Origin of the sequence: Vibrio inusitatus, from assembly GCA_024346935.1 — a bacterium.
In the GTDB taxonomy this organism is placed as follows: domain Bacteria; phylum Pseudomonadota; class Gammaproteobacteria; order Enterobacterales; family Vibrionaceae; genus Vibrio; species Vibrio inusitatus.
Genome location: AP024878.1, coordinates 1,515,939 through 1,534,772, shown reverse-complemented (window position 1 = coordinate 1,534,772; position 18,834 = coordinate 1,515,939). Strand labels below are relative to the sequence as shown.

Below are 18,834 nucleotides of genomic sequence, written 5' to 3'. Positions count from 1 at the left end.
AAGAATATGGACGGAACTCAAAGATCGGATATTCACGCTGGCTTAGAAGTGAAAATTGTCCTTAAGAAAGATCAGCGCACTGGAACCCTCACTTCAGGCGTAGTTAAAGATATTCTGACTAAGTCACCCAATCATCCGCACGGTATTAAGGTTCGTCTCGAAAGTGGTGATGTGGGTCGGGTAAAGGAAATCGTCTAAACACCGGTTTTTCAGTTCAACCAATGGAACATTATAAATCGTTGGTTAACTGACGCTTCTAGATCAGGTTTGAGGCAAACCTCTTAGGTAATTTTAACAACGCATGTAACAAAACCATCAACACGATACTCATAACATTCGTCGTTTGTGGTTTATATGGAAAGTTGGTCGTCAGTACGTGTTATGGTGGCGTTATATTTCTCTTGAATATCAGCCTTGAAAAGGAAGTTGTATGAATTTGGATAAAGCTAAAAAACGTATCGCAAAGCAGGTTAAAAAAGGCTTCAATGGTTATCCAAAAATCACATTAGCGTACTATGGAGTTACCAAGGATTGTGCAACTGAAGTAGCAGTTCAATTTGTGTTAGGTGAAGGGGATGGCGTTCAAGAGGAGCGTTTCTGTTGTGAAACTGAAATTAGGGACAACGAGCAAATCCAAACGACTTTGCTGAAAATAATCGAAAGAGCTAATGCCAATTCGGTAATTGAAATTGAAGGTGTTACTGTTCTCTAATTTTTTGATTTGCGTTCAAAAACAAATGGCTGGGTATAATCAGCGCGTCGCTTTAGGTTCAGGCTTGTGTCGGTCTGGAACTTAATTGGACGCAATATACAAGCGCAAGAATTAACCTCAGGCATAGCTCTATGGTCGGCTTGAGCTCATTAGTTTGTCTAGTTGCTTCTGAGCTTTGTTTGGGTTCTCTAGATCGTCAATTTCAATCATTTCACATTCATCTCTAACCATCTCGTCGATAAGGCTAGGGTAGAGGCGACAATCTTCTGGCCGGTCTTGGTAAATACTACAGGTATATTTGTCTTTCTCTTCAACTTTGATTTTTGGTACTAACTCTAAAAATGGGCAGCGATCTAATTGCTCTCTTGTTTCGGGATCAAACCAGATCTTTCCATCTTTCACATATTCAAAGATATCTGGATTAAATATCTCCCACAGATCTATTTCTTCTTGTGTGGCAGCTAAATCGCCATTTCCATATTTGATGCAGCATTTCCCACATTGGTTACAGTCTTTCATAGTGTTTCCGCTGAGTCATGACTATTGAGTGAGTCTATCATCAATAGTCATTAGGAGAACGTGCAAATCACAAGCGCTTAATTTAGGCTCGCTTCACTCCACGTTGAAAATCTTTCTCAAACCCTTTTAGTATTTCGTTATAATTCTGTTAGTTATCAAAAAATTAATAAGATAGAACATGAGAAAATACTACATCGTTGAAGGTGACACTTCTTCTAAAAAACAAAATGTCGCTTACCCAAAGATGGCATTGTGTGAGAAATGCGTGAGTGATTTCGCGGTTGTTAATGAAGGAGAGAGAACGTATCAGCCGTGTCAAAAATGCGGTGATGACGACTAGTTAGCCTTTAAAGAACTACGAAAATAGGGATGTTTTATGATTGAAATTGAGCGATTAAACTCCTCGCATGTTCCTTGTGTCAAAGATATTCAACTCTCTGAGCAAAGCGTCAGGTTCGCTTCTACAACCGATGACTTCCTGCTTGATATAAGTAGTACCACACACCGGTATGTGATAAAGCAACATCATTTAGTGGTTGGTTTTTTTAAGCTAGACCTCGCTTATGAGTCTACCTACCATTTCTGCTTTAAAAACAGCATTGGCTTGCGAACCTTTGCTTTAGACCAAAGACAACAAGGCAAGGGGCTGGGTACCAAAACAGTAGAGGCTTTGCTTTGTTATCTTACTAATCATTATCAGGCTTACGACTTTGTGTATTTGACGGTCAATTGTAAAAATGCTGCTGCGATTTCGTGTTATCGAAAGGGTGGCTTTGAAGACACGGGGGAAATCTACCTTGGTGGTCAAGCAGGCCCGCAGCATGTCATGCGTCGTAAAATCACAGTGTAATGATTTATATCCTTCGAAAAGAATAGAACTTGCTAGGATTACGGTGCACATTGATGAGTGCCAGTTAAAGGATGAACAATGGACTTTGATATCTCTGACTTAGAAAGCCAAGACAATTACCGCCTTCTTAATGGTGGCGTAACCCCAAGACCGATAGCGTGGATCAGCACACGATCACAAGCAGGTGTCGATAATCTTGCGCCGTATTCGTTTTTTACCGTCGCGAGTTGTAACCCTCCTGTACTTCTCTATACCCAAGTGACTCAAAGAAGTGGCATCGAAAAAGATACCCTTCAGAACTTAAAAGAAACGGGCGAATGCGTTGTTAACATTGTGGGTTCGAGCTTACTAGAAAAGATGAACAGCACCAGTGCACCTTTAGATTCTGATGTGAGTGAGTTTGAGCACGCAGGAATAGAGCATACTGCTAGTAAAAAGGTTAACGCCTTGTCGGTCAAACACTCGCCAATACGTTACGAGTGTCATCTAAGGGAAGTCATATCTTTAGGAGGCCTTCCTGCTGGTGGAACGATTGTTCTGTTGGATGTTAAGTCTGTTTATGTTCGAGATGATTTGTATGTTGATGGCGTGATTAATCAACAACTTGTTGATACGGTAGGAAAAATGGGTGGTAATGACTTTAATGTTGATGCGAATATTGTTGAGTGCATTCGTCCCTAAAACATAAAACTCAATCAGTAACTGTAATACTTTTTAACTGCAAGGGAGCGCAACAGCGTATGGATATTAAGATTTATCAGGTGGATGCCTTTGCTGAGCGGGTATTCAAAGGTAACCCTGCAGCAGTTTGCCCACTTGATGAGTGGCCTTCAGATGAGCTACTGCAAAATATTGCCCAAGAGAACAACCTCTCTGAAACCGCGTTTTTTGTCGCGGAGGGTAAGGGTTACTCACTGCGTTGGTTTACACCGGGTGGAGAGGTAGACCTTTGCGGCCACGCGACCTTAGCTGCAGCTCATGTATTGTTCAAGCACCTAGGCTATTCTGATGATGTAATAGCATTTCACACAATAAGTGGTGCATTACTGGTTGGGAAATCAGGTACAGGGTATAGCATGAGTTTCCCAGCTAGCAATATTCAACCCATTGATGCATCGAGCGACCTAATTTCAGCCTTAGGTGTTACTCCCGTCGAAACATTGTCTGATTTTGATTACGTGGTCGTTTTAGAGAATGAATCCCAAGTAGCGTCAGTGTCACCTGATTTTGCAAAACTTTCAAATCTGGGGTTACGTGGCGTTGTAGTAACAGCACCTGGGGAAAGTGTTGATTTTGTGAGTCGCGCTTTCTTTCCAAAGTATAACGTGAATGAAGATCCTGTTACCGGTTCTGCGCATTGTGAATTAGCTCCCTATTGGGCGAAAAAGCTAGGTCGCACTCAGTTAGTGGCTAAACAGCTTTCTAAAAGAACGGGAATCGTTCAATGCGAGGTAGTGCATGACCGCGTTATTCTTTCAGGCAACGCGGTAGATTACTTATCAGGGACAATAACTATAGAAACATAGTGAATGATTTATATATGAGAGTTATGCCTATGGATGACAAGAGCCAATCTTATTTAAATGAGTACCTAGAATCCTTACCTAGGGAACAAGCAGAAAGATACTCTTCTTTTAGTAGCGATTATTTTTGTGCCGATGAGTACAACGCCAATTTGTGTGCGCAGTTGATCCAAGGCGGAGAAAAACGCGCTTCATGTAGTATGGAGTATTGGTACAGTCATGAAGGGGAGACTATGCCTGTGGTTGGGCATTTACAGGTTGTGACTAACTGGCATGGTGACCCCATCTGCATTATTGAAATCACTTCCGTGAGTACCTGTAGATATTGCGACGTTACTACAGAGTTTGCTGAGGAAGAAGGGGAAGGTGATAAATCTTTAGACTGGTGGCGTGAAGCGCATTGGGCGTTCTTTCGCTCAGAGTGCCAAGAGCTAGGTATTAATCCTACTAAGGAGATGCTGTTAGTTTTAGAGCGCTTTAAGGTTGTCTACAGTGCGTCTTGATAGATTTGTGTGTAAAAGCACCGAACTCACCAAAGAAGAAGCGACCCAGCGTATTCATCAAGGAATGATCAGTGTTAACGGTGAGGCGGTGACAAATGAAGCTTTGCAAGTTCATGAAAACAATAAAGTCACCCTTGCTGGCGACACTTTAACGGCTCGCGCATTTCGATATATTCTCATGCATAAAGAAGCGGGTACCATTTGTTCTAATAAAGATGAAGCCTATCCGTCACTATTTAATCAAATCACTGTTGATCGGGTTTCAGAACTTCATATTGCGGGACGTTTAGATGTTGATACAACCGGTATGGTACTGATAACCGATGATGGGCGTTGGTCATTTAACATCACAACGCCCAGCAAAAAGTGTGAAAAGGTTTATCGAGTTGGGCTACGTCGTCCTATTGCTGATGATGCTGCGGCTAAATTTAGTCATGGTATTAGTTTACAAGGTGAAGATAAATTGACCTTGCCGGCGGTGTTGGAGGTGCTGGGCCCTAAAGAGGTGCTACTAACAATCACAGAAGGCAAGTTTCATCAGGTGAAGCGTATGTTTTCCGCGATTGGCAATCGAGTGGTGTCATTACATCGGGAAAAAATTGGAACAGTCGTATTGGATGTAGACGTCGGTCAGTGGCGATATCTGACTGCAGAGGAAGTAGAGTCTTTTTAAGTTTATAAGGATGAATATGATTCCAGTAAATACCTCCATCGTTTCCGGTGTGGCGCTATCTGAGATTGATGGCGAGATGAGACTTTTACTGATGAAAAGAGTAAAGGGAGAGTTCTGGTGTCATGTGGCAGGTTCCATTGAAGGCTATGAAACGGCAGTTGAAGCTATCCTTCGTGAGTTTGAAGAGGAAACTCAAATCCAAGTATCTGAGTTGTATAACGCCCAGTTTCTAGAGCAGTTTTTTGAGCCCAGTGTAAATGTAATTGAACTTATCCCGGTGTTTGTCGTGCTTTGCCATCCACATCAGCAAGTAGAGTTGAACGATGAACATACGGAATATAAATGGTGCAATTTAAGTGAGGCGCTAGAGTTGGCACCTTTTCCCAATCAACATGCGGTCTATAAGCATGTGTGGTCATATTTTGTTGATAAACCAATAAACTCGCTTTATCGAGTTCCTTATCATACTTGAGCAACCTATAGGCAGGGAGTGACTCTCTGCCTACTTGCTAGTTGTTGCATCGCATCCACTTACCAAGGCAAATGGATGCTATAAGGTGCATTAGTGATAGCGCTGTTTGAGTTCACGGTAGATGCAAGAGGGATGATCTTTACACTCTTCACGAAGCTGATCCCAAGCTGCACGTTTCTCGCGTTGCTGTTTAGCCTTGACAGTGATGGTTTGCTTTTGCAAATCATCAATTAGGCTAGAGTCCAACCCAAAACCTCCTGACGCCAATGCGCCAGACGAAATACTTACTAATGCTAGCAGGGTTAATAACTTCTTCATGGTGACTCCTTAGAACGTGTAACTGATGTTGAATGTCGCCATTGCATCGAAAAATGCTAGAGAGATTAGCGTCAGAGCGATGATGTTTTTTTCATCGTTGTATTTCGTTGCTGTGCGTGGTGTGAGGGCATTTAATCACTGGCATTGAAAAACAAACAGTTAGCTACCATCGACATATTGGATAGATGGATAAGAATAGGGAATTGATAGATGATATTGAGAAAGCAATTTTGCACTGCTAAATTCTAGTTCTGTAGTTTTTAGTTAGGACAATGAGCCTAAATTTGCCCAGGATTTGAACAGTTGGTGTTGGTGTTTTAAAAACAAAAACGTGAGCCATTTGGCTCACGTTTTCGGAAAGACGGACTTTCTAACATTAACGACCTTCCCCCCAATATTAGGGATTAACGGTATTCAATCACTCGAGCAACGTAGCGGAATACGCCTGAGTCACCGTAGTAATCTTTATAAAGATCGACAGAGAAGAAATCAGGTTGGTCCTTTTCGATATGCTTTGCGATGTCTGCACTCAACTTGTCGATGTCATGCTGGTTGTATACATGGAACGTATGTACCTTTTCTAGCCCCATTTTCTTCGCATCGTGATGTGTCACGTAGATGTCTTTGTACTCAGAGATCACGAAACCTTTGTACTCAACTTGTTGAGCATTAGTATCGATGTCTTTTTCAATGTGAACGAGTACTGGTACAGCGGTTTCTAGTGAGGCCATATCAGCATCAATTTTTTGCTGCTCTTGGCTAATGTTCTTTGCCACAGCGCCAGTAGAAAGAAGTGTGACTAGGCTTACTGCAATAAGTGTTTTTTTCATGAGATTTTATCCTATTTATACAGCGTGTTAGATGGCCGTACTGTGTGTTGATGAAGGTAATTTAAGACTGTTTTTACTAATCACCAACACGGGTATGTAGGATTGAACCCATCGAAATTAAGTGGCTGAAAGCCTTAAGCCTGACTTTCATACACAAGTTAGAGAAAATCGGCAGTTAGGCTCCTGGTAGTGTTGATAACTTCTGCCAAACAAATTGTCGTCTCCGAAGGCTTTGATAGAGGACCTTTGATTGTGTTGCGTAGAAACAGGTTCCCGATAAAAGCACTTGGGAACGACGCATACCGCAGAGCTTGATTTGAGACCAAGAGATAGGCTATTAGCCTGGCTTTCATACGCAAGTTAGAGTAAATCGGCTGTTAGGCTCTTGGTAGTATTGATAACTCATGCCAAACAATTTGTCGTCTCCGAAGGCTTTTATCGGGGACCATTGATTGTGTTGCGTAGAAACAGGTTCCCGATAAAAGCACTCGGGAACGACGCATACTGCAAAGCTCGACTTGTGACCAAGAGATCGGCTACTAGCCTGACTTTCATACGCAAGTTAGAGCAAAACGGCAGTTAGGATCTTGGTAGTATTGATAACTTATGCGAAGCAAATTGTCGTCCCCGAAGGCTTTTATCGGGGACCTTTCGAAATTGTTGTGTAGAAACAGGTTCCCGATAGAAGCACTCGGGAACGACGCATACCGCGGAGCTTGATTTGAGACCAAGAGATAGGCTATTAGCCTGGCTTTCATACGCAAGTTAGAGCAAAACGGCAGTTAGGCTCTTGATAAGAATTTAGAACTTATGCCAAAAAAATTACCGTCCCCGAAGGCTTTTATCGGGGACCATTGATTGTGTTGCGTAAAAACAGATTCCCGATAGAAGCACTCGGGAACGACGCATACCGGGGAGTTTGACTTGAGGCCAAGAGACAAGGCCTCAAGCTTGAAGCTTTCACTTTGGTTTTAGCTATCTTTCCTCAAATACAACAGCGCTCCATGGAGAAACAATAGCAACGTCATCGACCATCTCCGCCCCATTGGCTAAGGAAAATGGTCCAAGTTGTGAATGGAAGCGATGAGGCTTAAATTGACTCATGTTGAGTTGGTTAATGGTTTGAATGTCATTACGAGCGTTAATTACGACAACAATTCGCTTTCGTTGTGTATCGATGTCTTCAAATGGGGCCCTATCATCAATGCTCATAACGATTAAACCAGGGATCTGAGTCGAACCCGTATTGTGGAACTTAACGCGCTGACTGATTTCTCTACCATCTCCTAAAGTAAAGAGTGGACTACTGGTTCTGATTTCCATCATTTCCTTGAAGTAGCGTTCCATGGTGGCAACATCGCGTGGTGAAACCTCTATACTACCTTCTGTATTTTTGTAGAGTTCTTCGATTACAGGCCAGTTTTGTTCATCTTCATCGGCATTGGGTAAGCCGATGTTCCAGTTATTGGACTGCTTAGTGAAGTCGACACGATTGTACCAATCGCCTGAATCATAGGAATTTCGTTCCATTGATTTAGAACGAAGCAATTCACTGCCCATGTGATGGAAAACGACATTTTGCCCATACATGATGGTTGCGAGACTAGTCGCGTGCATTCGAACTCGAGTAGCAACGTCGGCATTGTACGGGGCTTTATACTGATGGTTATCCCATAGTGTTTGATTGTCGTGTTTCTCCACGTAGTTTATGGTTTCCCACGCATCTTTTGCATACCCTGCAGGTTCATCGTTGTACGATAGTTCTGAACCTTTTATCAGACGATCTTGACTATCGGTAAAAGAAAAGTCTCTCAAATTGCCTGCCATACCAAGGCGCACAATGTCAGCCAAATGCTTCGCCTGAGCCTCATCTACTTGATTGAGTTCATTGGGATACACAAAAGCGCCATTGCCAAAGCCTTGGGAGGCTCTAATTTGTTCGCTCTTATCAAACGGTGAGCCACCACGTACTGCGTCTCGCATCCGATCTGAGAAGGTGCCTATACCGGTACCATATAAATTAAGTTGAGACGCTTGCTTAAACTGACTGTCGCTTTTCACCTCACCAAAGTCCCATCCCTCACCATAGAAATAGACCTCTGGGTTAACTTTTTTTGCAGCGTCTAAAGTCGCTAAAATTTGTGATTTTGGATGGTGACCCATTAAGTCCCAACGAAATGCATCGATCTTATAGTCTTTGGCCCACACGATAATAGAATCGGTGATGAGTTTTTCCATCATTTGGCGTTCTGGAGCGGTGTTAGAACAGCAGGTGCTGTCCTCTATGTCACCGGTCACCGGCTCTAAACGGTGATAATAGTTGGGAACTATTTTATCTAATACGGATTTGTCTGCGATGCCTGAACCATTGGTGTGGTTGTAAACGACATCCATTACCACATTCATCTTGATGTCCGATTTAATGGCTACGATCATTTTGCGAAACTCGATAATACGCTGCATTCCATTAGCTTCTGTAGCGTAAGAGCCTTCGGGTGTTGAATAGTGGTATGGGTCGTAACCCCAGTTATAGCTATCGTTTTGGCTAATTAAACGACTCAACTCCTGAACAACGGGTGCTTCAAGAGTGTCTTCGCGAGAGAATTGCTCAAATACTTTTTCACCAGATAATTCACCATCGCAGTACAAGCCAAATTTGGGATGGCGTATTAGACTAGGATTCATTTGGCACAGTTTCCTAAACGACTCATTGATATCAGCACGCTCTGTTAACTCTTCGTTGACTGTTGCAAAGTCAAATACAGGCATGAGGTGCAAGTGCGTCGCTCCACGTCGTGAGAGTGATTTAAGGTGGGTTACAGGTAATGAATCAGCTTCTGTAAAGGCTAAGTATTTGCCACGATAATGGTCTGTAGTAGATTCATCCAGTGCGGAAAAATCGCGGACATGAGTCTCGTAAATCATGAAGGTTGCGGGATTCTGCTGAGACACTGGGGAAGAAACATCACCCCAACCAGTAGGTGTTAATTCAGGGTTATCTAGATCGACGACTTGGCTGTGTTGCGAGTTTGTCGACAAACTAAGAGAGTAGGGGTCTGTCACTTGTAAATTTTCTATTCGACCGGTCTCTGGGTGATACAAAGTGACTTCATAGCGGTAAAAGTCGCCATGACTTAACTCTGTATATTCTGCAAGCCAACTGCCCGAGGCGTTGTCTCGTCGCATCAAAATGGGTGTCTTCGCTCTTAGGTCTTCATCGAAAGGTATAAGTGTGACCTGCTGAGCAGTAGGTGCCCAAAGTCTGAATGTAGTGGTTTCTGAGTCATGATTGATAACTGCGCCGTATTCAAACTTGGTCGCTTCATCCGCGTATAGATTGTCTAATAATTCTGCAGTTTGTACTCGCGTCACTGAACTTAGCACACGCGAATCTTCCTTCTTGGCATAAGAAACTAGCCATATTTGACCACGAATCATGTTAGCAACAGTGTTGCTATCCCCCTCATTGATTTCGAAAGCAACAAACTCATCGGAGAGATGAGGATAATCTTTTTGCCACGCAGAGTTGGTAGAGGGTGAAAGTGATAACCTAGTCGTCGCTCCTTCTATGACGTTATCTCTGTCATTGATACTCATTCCGCCTGATGTGGACATTACCAATTCACCCTCAATGGTATTTTTGGGTACTAGTATGACTGAAGAAGATACCCAGTGAGCATTAGCATCTTTTAGGGCAACAACCGTCTCTGGAGGGGTTGTTGAAGGGGTATAAAATACACGATTAGTATCTTTAAACACGTATCCTACCTTAGCGCCTTTGTTCACATTGTCAGAAAAACTGAGCTTCAAGTTGGAAGTTTGATAATCAGGATTGAAGCGATGAGGAGTAAAATTGACACAATCAGCACTAGGATCAATCTGTAAATCCCAGTACAGACCAAAATCTGAATGTTGACCACTAGGCTCTAACCCTGCTTCCCAGTCTGTATTGTCACCCATATAACCATCACAGGTTTGATCGTTCCACACATGCAGCAAGTAGTCAGGCTTAGTCTCAGCAGAATTGAAATAGATTCGGGCAATGTTGGGATTGCTCAAGGCAGTGTCTTGGCCAGCGTCTTCTTGCGTGGCACAACCCGTACTAGAGAATGCGAGAGCAATTGAAATAGCCAGTTTGCACCTAGGTGCAGACATAGAAAAAAAGGTAGGCATGAAATTCCTTTTCAAGCGAATGTTATTTAGACAAGTGTACGTAAAATTTAAAAAGTTCCGTGTGAGCCTGTTCACTTTGCTCAACTATTACTAATAGTGATATTAGAACAAGTGACTGAATTTGCTATATAAAACTTACGTTTTTGTAAACTTTACTCATCAAATGATCTTGTTTGTTTATAAAAATTAACGTAAAAACACTTGAATTATCTAAGTGTCTAATTCTTATAAATATTATTTAGAAAAAAGTTGGCGAAACTGAAAGCCTTGTCATACACTTTCGATCGAGTCATCAATATGTAGTTGATTGTAGAGACAAATTTTAGGAGCTATCGTTGGTTTCAATTTAAGTGAAGCCTAGGAGTGACAAACTCTAGCGTAGCAATTGGTTTATCTAGCTTTGAGGAAAGTTTTATGGCGCTCACCAAGGCCGATTTGGCTGAAAACCTGTTTGAAAATCTTGGATACAGTAAACGGGATGCCAAGGAAACCGTGGAAGTGTTCTTCGAAGAAATTCGAAAATCACTTGAAAGTGGCGAACAGGTAAAACTGTCTGGTTTCGGCAACTTTGATCTAAGAGATAAAAAAGAACGACCTGGTCGTAACCCGAAGACAGGTGAAGATATACCTATTTCCGCACGTCGCGTGGTCACGTTTAGACCTGGGCAAAAGCTTAAAGCACGAGTAGAAGAGCTTAAGAAAGACGACGTTAAATAAGACACCGGTTGAACAAAACACAAAAAGAGGTCTCAAGACCTCTTTTTGATTTTTGGAAACGAAGGAAACATCAATTTAGTATGTTCCTATCGAGCAGAATTCAATTAGTAATGAATCTTAACCTTTTTTGCAGCATCAATAGCGGCATCAACTGCGAGTGTCGTATCTTTAGCTCGCGTCAAAATCACACCTAAGCGACGGCGACCATCAATATCAGGTTTACCGAACAGTCTGATTTGTGTGTCAGAGCTGCCTACAGCATCTTCAATACCAGTGTATGACAGGTTACTTGACGTACCTTGCCCTAGAATGACAGCAGAAGCAGCAGGACCAGTTTGACGGATCTTGTTAATTGGGTTTCCTGTGAATGCGCGAACGTGCAGAGCAAACTCAGACATATCCTGAGAGATCATTGTGACCATACCCGTATCATGCGGGCGAGGAGAAACCTCGTTAAAGATAACTTTGTCTCCTTTGATGAACAGCTCAACACCAAACAAACCATAACCGCCCAGTGCATTCACAATTTCTTCTGCAACGTATTCTGCCGCTTTTAGTGCAACACCAGACATTTGTTGTGGTTGCCATGATTCGCGATAATCGCCATCTTCTTGACGATGTCCGATAGGCGCACAAAAGTGCACGCCATCAACAGCACGCACAGTTAGCAGGGTGATTTCATAGTCAAAATCAATGAAACCTTCAACAATAACGCGGCCTTCACCGCTGCGACCGCCTTCTTGAGAGTAATCCCAGGCTTTTTGAACATCTTCTTGTGAGCGAATAACGCTCTGTCCTTTGCCGGATGAACTCATCACTGGCTTAACCACACAAGGCATGCCAACTTCGATTACAGCAGTGCTAAAGTCTTCAAAACTGTCAGCAAAGCGGTAGTTTGAAGTGTTTAGGTTTAGTTCTTCTGCAGCTAAGCGGCGGATACCTTCACGGTTCATGGTTAACTGAGTAGCGCGTGCATTTGGAACAACCGTTGTGCCTTTTTTCTCAAGCTCTACCAAGGTATCAGTAGCAATTGCTTCGATTTCAGGAACGATGTAGGTGGGTTTTTCTTTATCGACAATGTTTGCTAGTGCTTCACCGTCAAGCATATCCAAAACATAGCTGCGATGCGCTACTTGCATAGCGGGTGCATTTTCATAACGATCGCAAGCAATAACTTCGATACCCAAACGCTGACACTCAATGGCCACTTCTTTACCCAGTTCGCCAGAACCTAGTAATAAAACCTTAGTTGCACCTGATGCCGTAGCCGTACCCAACATAGTATTTCCTTTAAGAAGATGATTTTTTTCAGCAGATAATACTCAAATTTTCGCGTAGCGCAATCGTTTGCATGGCGATTTTGATGAATTTTTTGTGAGAACATCACAGACAAAGTTGTGATGTTCAAATATGAAGAGGTTCTGTAGATATTATTCGCTAATCGCAACGTAAGTGACAGGGATATCTGGATTAATCGCTTCTATGGTGCTTTGGGTATCTGCTAGGTGAGAAATAGAGCCTTCATTCATTTCAGCTAGACCTACTTCTGCAATTTCAGAGAAGGCTATGCCAGCCATCTGTAATTGCACTAGTGCTACCTGTAGTGGAGGCAGGCTAGGATTAAATGCTGCGTTTTCTGCATAACTTCCACAAAATAGCATGCCATCTTTGGTCTTTATAGACACGCCACTGTGGTCTTTTGTGTAAGGCGCATGGCTACGATTTAATGCATCGATGGCCTTTTCAAGCAGCGGATCATTTTCAACAAAATGATAGCCATGATTAACTGGAGACATTAATCCAGACTCAATACCTAGGTCTTTTGGACCAAAGGACTCTGGCAAATATTGCTGTAACGTCATTTCGTCACGCTGCGGCAACTGTACTGAAAGGTGTTCTGCGGTAGACAATTCATTCATGAACTGACGGCAGTGACCACAAGGGCTGAAGTTAATGGTGATATCAGAGATGCCTTCTTCACCTTTCATCCATGCGTGGCTAATGGCGGATTGCTCAGCATGTACTGTTTGTCCGAGTTGGGCACCTGCAAATTCGAGGTTTGCTCCAAAATAGAGTTTACCTGAAGTCCCTTTAACAATGGCTCCAACATAGAACTTTGAAATAGGCGCAACAGAGTAGGCGGCAGCAAAAGGAAGTAAAGCTAACTTTAACTCTTGTTCTTCGAGGTTGGTGATCTGCTTAAGCATTTGAAACTGTTCATTGCTTAGCTCACCAGCAAATGAAATCGAATCAAAGATAGATTTGAAACCATCTACGTATTCGGTTGGGAGGTCTTTGTAGAGGTCAATAAAGCGCTGGCTCATTGCAGTTCCTATTAGAATATTCATTGCAAACAGCATAGTGCAACTGGCTTTGAATAGGGAGTCTAATCGGTGACGTAAACGGTTTCGTTCACACTGAAGGGCGTTTGTTTGCTTGTTTTGGAGTCATCATTGTTAATAGAAAAACATTCAAGAACTCAGGTTAAGCATTAGCGCCATTACAAAGGGCGCTAATAGCGAAGTAATAACGCCACACAGAACCAATGCGAGTGAACTAAAAGCGGCATCCTTTTGGCTGTGTTCAAACGCTGTAGCTGTGCCAAGAGCATGGCTGACGGTGCCCATAGTCAAACCTTTTGCGATAGGGTGCTTTATCTTTAGTAGTTGATAGACAGGATAAGCCAACAGTGAGCCTGTCAATCCAGCCAGCAATACCAAAATGGCAGCAACGGCGGGTTCTCCACCCAGTTCAGAAGAAACTTGCATAGCTATCGCTGTGGTCACTGATTTACCCATAATACTGGCAAGTAATTGCGAGTCGGCGCCAAGCAATACGGCTAAAAGACCCGACGATAGCATAGCACCAAGACTACCGATAACGCATGTGGTGAGGATTAGTTTCCACTTTGCACGTATCTCGTTCAACTGTTCATATAGAGGATACGCTAGTGCTACCACCGCAGGTTGTAAGAGGTGTTGAATGATTTCATTACCGTCATAGTAGGTTTGATACGGCACTTTAAAAAACAGCAAAAAAGGGATAATAATGGCTAGACTAATCAGTAATGGGTTTGCCAGTGGGTGGTGAGCTTTCTTCGCGATAAATCGAGCGATGAAGTAGACAACGATACTTAGCAGTAACCACATATTATTTGTCCTCCGCGAGCAGCTTATCCAACGCTAAAGAGAGGACAATTAAGATAAATAGGCTACCTAGTACGATACTCACCACGATAGCGAGGGCATTGTCCAACAACATGTGATAGTGATTCATAAGACCAGCACTGATGGGAATGAACAACAAAATCATGTATTTAATCAATAGTGAGGCACTAGGTTGTACCCAGTGAGGCTTTACAATACCGCTCACCAAACCAAGAAATAGAATCAACAGACCAATCACGCTTCCTGGTACAGAAAGTGTAAAAAAAGTCTGAATCCAATCGCCCATAACAAGAGAGAGGAAGATTAAACCTGCACTGAGTAGATAAAAAAATACCTTGCTGATCATTAACTAAGAGACCAATTGTTCAACGTAGTGATAGATTGCCTTGAGGATCTTCATCTTATGTTCATCGCCTTGATGTTGTGTACCAAGACTCTCTAAATTCAACAGATAATTAGGCACTTCTTGCTCAAATTTATCTCGGCAGTGTAGTAACCAACGTTTTTGTTCTTGATCGGTCAGGGTGTGAAAGAAGTTTCGAGCTCGATAGTTAAAGAGCAAAGGAGCGATGCGAGGGTCAGTGACCTGAATATCAAGAGAACCTAATACCTCTGGTTTAGCTTCACGAATAATCCGCATTTGCGCTTTATCCGCCGGTGAGAAGAAGCCATTGTAGAGTTGCTCTTCTATGTTTGGACTCACTGGAAATTGTCTATTTTCTAAAAACACAGTATCAAGTTTTTCTCGAATCTGCGGATGTTGCAGAAGTAGTTGTTGCCTCTGTAAACATTTGTCTTTATCGATCTGTGTATGTTCGATAGCGTCAGTTGTCAATACACCAAGAGGAGCAAGAATAGGGCACTTGTTCAGATGAACGAGTTTTACAGGAATAGGTAACTGTCCTTCTTCAAGATCACTACGCTTGGTATAAAGTCTGTCTTTGATCTCATCCGCTGTAAGCTCTATTAAGGGCGTAATGTCTTGCGTCAGATCGACAGTAATTAATGCTTTTATCGGGGTCCAACCAATAGGCGCAATTAGAGCTGTTTTTTGATGCTCTGTACTAAGCATACCAGATACATGAACCAGAGGTGTCATGTTTACGATATCGACAAGAGAGTTTAGTTTTTGCTTTCCTCGGTGTTTAAAGAAAAAATCAAATAACTTAGGCTGACTCTGTTTAATCTTTTTTGCCATCTCAATAGTGGCGTAAACATCAGCCATAGCATCATGAGCATTACTGTGTTCAATGCCGTTCGCTACCGATAAATGTTCCAATCGAAAACTGGTATTTCCTTCATCGTTTTTTGGCCAGTTTACCCCTTCTGGTCGCAGTGCATGACAGGCTCGCATAACATCCAGTAGATCCCATCGAGAGTTACCGTTTTTATAACTCCACTCATAGGGTTCGATGAAATTGCGATAGCAGGTGTAACGAGTGACTTCATCGTCGAATCGTACGCTGTTGTATCCAAGGGTGCAGGTATTTGGGCGGCTCATTTCATTGTGAATCGCGGTGATAAACTCTGGTTCGGATAAACCTTCTTTCATCGCTTTTTGCGGTGTAATACCGGTAACGAGCGCGGCTTCGGGGTTTGGTAGATAATCTGCAGGAGGTCTGCAATAGATAACGAGCGGCTCTCCAATGACGTTTAAGTCGGCATCGGTGCGCACACCAGCAAACTGACATGGTCTATCTTTTGCAGGACTGACTCCCCAAGTTTCGTAATCAAAGAAAAAGAATGTGGGTTGGTCCGTGTGCATAAAAAATGTCCAAATATCAGTGTGTTGTCAGTCATTAGACCATTGCCGATTGCGGATAGCAAACCCCTTGAGCATTGTAGCTATTCAAAGTTTAACTCAAGGAATAAAATTTGTGTTGGCTCGTGAGAAACAATACATAAATAGCAAGGATAAATATGATTCAATTCAGAATCTTATGATTATTTTAGGTTGGAAATTACCAGGAAGTATTAATTTCTATAAAATGTGAAAGAGGTTCCTAGAGGTCAGTCAAAAACTCATTACTTTTTAATGGGGAGGTTGTTGGCTCAATACTTATTAAGACTCTTGCTGTGCAGAATATTTACGTTCAAAAACCAGGCGATATCGTATGGTTATACGAACTGCCAATGATGATATAAGAAAACCGAGGCATGGCCTCGGTTTGTTAGGGTAAAACAGTTCTTTTTAAAAGTTTAAGCGTTGGCTTCTTCTAACTGCTCTTGCTTCTCTTTGCCTAGGATACGTGAAGTAATTGTACCGGCTGTCATTGCACCTGAAACGTTTAGGGCAGTACGCGCCATGTCAATTAACGGTTCGATAGAAATAAGAAGCGCCGCAATCCATACAGGCAAACCCATTGCTGGTAATACAATTAGAGCAGCAAAGGTTGCGCCGCCACCAACACCGGCAATGCCAAATGAACTTATGGTGATGATAGCCACAAGCGATAAAATGAAGCTGAAGTTCATTGGATCAATACCTACTGCCGGAGCGACCATAATAGCAAGCATTGCAGGATAGATACCGGCACAGCCATTTTGACCAATGGTTGCACCAAATGATGCTGATAAGTTAGCAATCGCTGGTGGTACTTTAAATTTGTAATTTGCGCTTCTACATTAAGCGGAATCGTTGCTGCTGAACTACGAGATGTGAAGGCAAACGTCAGTACTGGCCAAATTTTCTTGAAATACTCTTTTGGACTAACGCCAACAAGAGAAACAAGCAAACCATGCACAACAAACATTAGGGCGATTGCCACGTAAGAAGCAACGATAAAGCCTAGCAGATTCAGAATGTCTGATGCACTAGAGGTTGCTACGACTTTTGCCATTAGTGCAGCAATACCGTATGGAGTTAGAGCCATAATCATTTTAACTAGGCGCATAACCACAGATTGAGCTACTTCCACGAAGGTGCGAATTGGTTGCTCAAGTTCTTGTTTTTCGATCATTACTTTACGAGCTGCGATGCCCATAAGAACGCTGAAAATCACAACAGCAATGATTGAAGTAGAGCGAGCGCCAGTCATGTCGCTAAACGGATTTGTAGGAATGAAGCTAACTAGCATTTGCGGGATAGACAGATCTGCAACGCGATCAATGCGGCTCTCTAGTACGGCGATACGTGCTGTTTCCCTAGCGCCTTCTGCTAGCCCTTCAGCGGTAAGACCAAATACATGAGTAACAGCAATACCAATCAATGCTGAGATGGCGGTCGTAAATAGCAATACGCCGATAGTGAGTCCGCTGATTTTGCCAAGGGAGCCTGAATTGTCCAGCTTAACGACAGCAGAAACCATTGATACCATGACCAATGGCATAATAATCATCTTAAGAAGCCCAACATAGCCACTACCGACCACTTGGACCCAATCAAGAGTTTGAGCAATAGCGGTGTTACCTTCACCATAGATAAGCTGAAGTGCTAAGCCAAAACCACTACCAGTAACTAAGCCTAAAAGTACAAGGCGAGAGAGTGTATTTTGTTGTTTTTGTTTAGAAAATAGAAAATAGATGATACCAACAAAGACCGCTAAGTTGGCAAAGACAGCAACTGACATAGTTATTCCTTTAAAGTGTAAATCCGTATGTTTTTATAATCAGATCTTGAAAGAGAGCATAGATTATCGAATTTTCCACCCAGCCATAAGTTCAAAAAGGAATAACATATTCTTTTTGTGGAATTATACCGTTCAAATTGAACGAATTAACGAGTCATTTCGCGATAGTTTGCGATGGTTTCTCCACTGTCATTAACATCAATACAGAGGCTATCAACAAGATAGTTTGCAACATCTTGCGCATGGATAGGACGCAGATTTTTTATTGGGCCAAGCATCATAGGTTTAATGACACTAAGAACTTGCTGTAGCACAACCTCATCCCACCTTGGTGCCGTTCGTTCTCCTTGTAGTGGACCTGGTCTTGCAAAGATTAGTCTCTCAAAGCCGAGTTGTTGCAGATCTCGTTCCATCTCTCCTTTACATTTTAGGTAGTGAGATGGTGATTCGACCTTAGCACCATAGCTAGAGACCACACCTAATCTCTTTACACCAAGGTTCTTCATTGTTTTTGCAAATGAAACAACTAAGTCGTGGTCGATACGATAGAGTGCTTCATTGCTTCCAGCCTGTTTTTTAGTGGTACCTAAACAAATAAGACCGATACTGGCATTGATTTCCAACGAACTGTTGAACTCGTCATTAGATAGGGAAATTAGTGAATCTGCGGAGAGGGTTAACGGACGTCTCGTTGGAGCGTAGATTTTGTCAACATATTCAGGGTGCTGAAGAAGGTAACGAATGGCGAGTTGGCCGATAAGACCCGTGCCTCCGGCAAGAATGAGATTTGGCTTTGTGATTTCCATAA

At 42.5% G+C, this 18,834-nt stretch carries 20 protein-coding genes and 1 pseudogene; 10 read left to right on the top strand and 11 right to left on the bottom strand.

The annotated features are described in order from the left end of the window. The first annotated feature begins 6 nt into the window (after nt 1-6). Both OCU48_RS07060 and OCU48_RS07055 read left to right on the top strand, forming a co-directional pair. On the top strand, nt 7-198 hold the full coding sequence (locus tag OCU48_RS07060) for a YwbE family protein (RefSeq protein WP_141345304.1): 192 nt from the start codon (nt 7-9) through the stop codon (nt 196-198). Between the two features lie 232 nt (nt 199-430). Next, complete coding sequence (locus OCU48_RS07055) at nt 431-712, top strand: hypothetical protein (protein ID WP_141345303.1); 282 nt, start codon at nt 431-433, stop codon at nt 710-712. A gap of 129 nt (nt 713-841) precedes the next feature. Here the strand turns inward: OCU48_RS07055 and OCU48_RS07050 are convergent, their stop codons facing one another. After that, entirely contained in the window at nt 842-1,231 is a 390-nt protein-coding gene (locus OCU48_RS07050; protein ID WP_141345302.1) for a YkgJ family cysteine cluster protein, read from the bottom strand. Between the two features lie 178 nt (nt 1,232-1,409). Here OCU48_RS07050 and OCU48_RS07045 point away from each other — a divergent pair, with 178 nt between their 5' ends. The 7 genes from OCU48_RS07045 (at nt 1,410) to OCU48_RS07015 (ending at nt 5,252) form a co-directional block, all read left to right on the top strand. Beyond that, nucleotides 1,410-1,571, top strand: coding sequence for a hypothetical protein (locus OCU48_RS07045; protein ID WP_167496177.1), 162 nt, complete (start codon nt 1,410-1,412; stop codon nt 1,569-1,571). A 36-nt stretch (nt 1,572-1,607) separates the two neighbouring features. Beyond that, a complete protein-coding gene (locus tag OCU48_RS07040; RefSeq protein WP_141345301.1) occupies nt 1,608-2,081 on the top strand; it encodes a GNAT family N-acetyltransferase in 474 nt (157 codons plus the stop codon). 78 nt (nt 2,082-2,159) lie between these two features. Then, nucleotides 2,160-2,762, top strand: a complete 603-nt coding sequence (locus tag OCU48_RS07035; protein ID WP_141345300.1) for a flavin reductase family protein — start codon at nt 2,160-2,162, stop codon at nt 2,760-2,762. 59 nt (nt 2,763-2,821) lie between these two features. Next, nucleotides 2,822-3,607, top strand: coding sequence for a PhzF family phenazine biosynthesis protein (locus OCU48_RS07030; RefSeq protein WP_141345299.1), 786 nt, complete (start codon nt 2,822-2,824; stop codon nt 3,605-3,607). Nucleotides 3,608-3,636: 29 nt separating this feature from the next. Further along, the gene (locus OCU48_RS07025) at nt 3,637-4,107 is read left to right on the top strand and encodes an ASCH domain-containing protein (protein ID WP_141345359.1); all 471 of its coding nucleotides are present in this window, start codon (nt 3,637-3,639) and stop codon (nt 4,105-4,107) included. Further along, nucleotides 4,097-4,780, top strand: a complete 684-nt coding sequence (locus OCU48_RS07020) for a pseudouridine synthase (protein ID WP_141345298.1) — start codon at nt 4,097-4,099, stop codon at nt 4,778-4,780. Before OCU48_RS07025 ends, OCU48_RS07020 begins: the two co-directional genes overlap by 11 nt. A gap of 16 nt (nt 4,781-4,796) precedes the next feature. Continuing rightward, nucleotides 4,797-5,252: an NUDIX hydrolase gene (locus OCU48_RS07015; RefSeq protein ID WP_141345297.1), complete on the top strand. Its 456-nt coding sequence runs from the start codon at nt 4,797-4,799 to the stop codon at nt 5,250-5,252. Between the two features lie 90 nt (nt 5,253-5,342). Here the strand turns inward: OCU48_RS07015 and OCU48_RS07010 are convergent, their stop codons facing one another. The 3 genes from OCU48_RS07010 to pulA form a co-directional block, all read right to left on the bottom strand. After that, nucleotides 5,343-5,570 carry a hypothetical protein gene (locus OCU48_RS07010; RefSeq protein WP_141345296.1) on the bottom strand — a complete coding sequence of 76 codons (228 nt, stop codon included), beginning with the start codon at nt 5,568-5,570 and terminating at the stop codon, nt 5,343-5,345. Between the two features lie 404 nt (nt 5,571-5,974). Next, complete coding sequence (locus tag OCU48_RS07005) at nt 5,975-6,400, bottom strand: hypothetical protein (protein WP_141345295.1); 426 nt, start codon at nt 6,398-6,400, stop codon at nt 5,975-5,977. Nucleotides 6,401-7,375: 975 nt separating this feature from the next. After that, nucleotides 7,376-10,573, bottom strand: coding sequence for a pullulanase-type alpha-1,6-glucosidase (gene pulA, locus OCU48_RS07000; RefSeq protein WP_141345294.1), 3,198 nt, complete (start codon nt 10,571-10,573; stop codon nt 7,376-7,378). A 414-nt stretch (nt 10,574-10,987) separates the two neighbouring features. Here pulA and ihfA point away from each other — a divergent pair, with 414 nt between their 5' ends. Further along, a complete protein-coding gene (gene ihfA, locus OCU48_RS06995) occupies nt 10,988-11,290 on the top strand; it encodes an integration host factor subunit alpha (RefSeq protein ID WP_017027221.1) in 303 nt (100 codons plus the stop codon). A gap of 104 nt (nt 11,291-11,394) precedes the next feature. Here ihfA and purT read toward each other — a convergent pair whose 3' ends face one another. The 7 genes and pseudogenes from purT to OCU48_RS06960 form a co-directional block, all read right to left on the bottom strand. Next, entirely contained in the window at nt 11,395-12,570 is a 1,176-nt protein-coding gene (gene purT / locus OCU48_RS06990; protein WP_141345293.1) for a formate-dependent phosphoribosylglycinamide formyltransferase, read from the bottom strand. Between the two features lie 150 nt (nt 12,571-12,720). Beyond that, entirely contained in the window at nt 12,721-13,614 is an 894-nt protein-coding gene (gene cdd, locus OCU48_RS06985) for a cytidine deaminase (protein ID WP_141345292.1), read from the bottom strand. Between the two features lie 147 nt (nt 13,615-13,761). Further along, a complete protein-coding gene (locus OCU48_RS06980) occupies nt 13,762-14,439 on the bottom strand; it encodes a CidB/LrgB family autolysis modulator (RefSeq protein ID WP_141345291.1) in 678 nt (225 codons plus the stop codon). A 1-nt stretch (nt 14,440) separates the two neighbouring features. Next, a complete protein-coding gene (locus tag OCU48_RS06975) occupies nt 14,441-14,803 on the bottom strand; it encodes a CidA/LrgA family protein (RefSeq protein ID WP_141345290.1) in 363 nt (120 codons plus the stop codon). A 3-nt stretch (nt 14,804-14,806) separates the two neighbouring features. Next, entirely contained in the window at nt 14,807-16,222 is a 1,416-nt protein-coding gene (sbcB, locus tag OCU48_RS06970) for an exodeoxyribonuclease I (RefSeq protein WP_141345289.1), read from the bottom strand. A 434-nt stretch (nt 16,223-16,656) separates the two neighbouring features. Next, nucleotides 16,657-18,026, bottom strand: a pseudogene (locus OCU48_RS06965) (L-cystine transporter). Nucleotides 18,027-18,172: 146 nt separating this feature from the next. Then, entirely contained in the window at nt 18,173-18,832 is a 660-nt protein-coding gene (locus OCU48_RS06960; RefSeq protein WP_141345288.1) for a Rossmann-fold NAD(P)-binding domain-containing protein, read from the bottom strand. Between the last annotated feature and the right edge of the window lie 2 nt (nt 18,833-18,834).

Excerpts from the sequence above, each read along its gene's own strand:
- OCU48_RS07060 (WP_141345304.1), top strand. The coding sequence starts at position 7 with ATGGACGGAACTCAAAGATCGGATATTCACGCTGGCTTAGAAGTGAAA.
- OCU48_RS07055 (WP_141345303.1), top strand. The coding sequence starts at position 431 with ATGAATTTGGATAAAGCTAAAAAACGTATCGCAAAGCAGGTTAAAAAA.
- OCU48_RS07050 (WP_141345302.1), bottom strand. The coding sequence starts at position 1,231 with ATGAAAGACTGTAACCAATGTGGGAAATGCTGCATCAAATATGGAAAT.
- OCU48_RS07045 (WP_167496177.1), top strand. The coding sequence starts at position 1,410 with ATGAGAAAATACTACATCGTTGAAGGTGACACTTCTTCTAAAAAACAA.
- OCU48_RS07040 (WP_141345301.1), top strand. The coding sequence starts at position 1,608 with ATGATTGAAATTGAGCGATTAAACTCCTCGCATGTTCCTTGTGTCAAA.
- OCU48_RS07035 (WP_141345300.1), top strand. The coding sequence starts at position 2,160 with ATGGACTTTGATATCTCTGACTTAGAAAGCCAAGACAATTACCGCCTT.
- OCU48_RS07030 (WP_141345299.1), top strand. The coding sequence starts at position 2,822 with ATGGATATTAAGATTTATCAGGTGGATGCCTTTGCTGAGCGGGTATTC.
- OCU48_RS07025 (WP_141345359.1), top strand. The coding sequence starts at position 3,637 with ATGGATGACAAGAGCCAATCTTATTTAAATGAGTACCTAGAATCCTTA.
- OCU48_RS07015 (WP_141345297.1), top strand. The coding sequence starts at position 4,797 with ATGATTCCAGTAAATACCTCCATCGTTTCCGGTGTGGCGCTATCTGAG.
- OCU48_RS07010 (WP_141345296.1), bottom strand. The coding sequence starts at position 5,570 with ATGAAGAAGTTATTAACCCTGCTAGCATTAGTAAGTATTTCGTCTGGC.
- OCU48_RS07005 (WP_141345295.1), bottom strand. The coding sequence starts at position 6,400 with ATGAAAAAAACACTTATTGCAGTAAGCCTAGTCACACTTCTTTCTACT.
- pulA (WP_141345294.1), bottom strand. The coding sequence starts at position 10,573 with ATGCCTACCTTTTTTTCTATGTCTGCACCTAGGTGCAAACTGGCTATT.
- ihfA (WP_017027221.1), top strand. The coding sequence starts at position 10,988 with ATGGCGCTCACCAAGGCCGATTTGGCTGAAAACCTGTTTGAAAATCTT.
- purT (WP_141345293.1), bottom strand. The coding sequence starts at position 12,570 with ATGTTGGGTACGGCTACGGCATCAGGTGCAACTAAGGTTTTATTACTA.
- cdd (WP_141345292.1), bottom strand. The coding sequence starts at position 13,614 with ATGAGCCAGCGCTTTATTGACCTCTACAAAGACCTCCCAACCGAATAC.
- OCU48_RS06980 (WP_141345291.1), bottom strand. The coding sequence starts at position 14,439 with ATGTGGTTACTGCTAAGTATCGTTGTCTACTTCATCGCTCGATTTATC.
- OCU48_RS06975 (WP_141345290.1), bottom strand. The coding sequence starts at position 14,803 with ATGATCAGCAAGGTATTTTTTTATCTACTCAGTGCAGGTTTAATCTTC.
- sbcB (WP_141345289.1), bottom strand. The coding sequence starts at position 16,222 with ATGCACACGGACCAACCCACATTCTTTTTCTTTGATTACGAAACTTGG.
- OCU48_RS06960 (WP_141345288.1), bottom strand. The coding sequence starts at position 18,832 with ATGGAAATCACAAAGCCAAATCTCATTCTTGCCGGAGGCACGGGTCTT.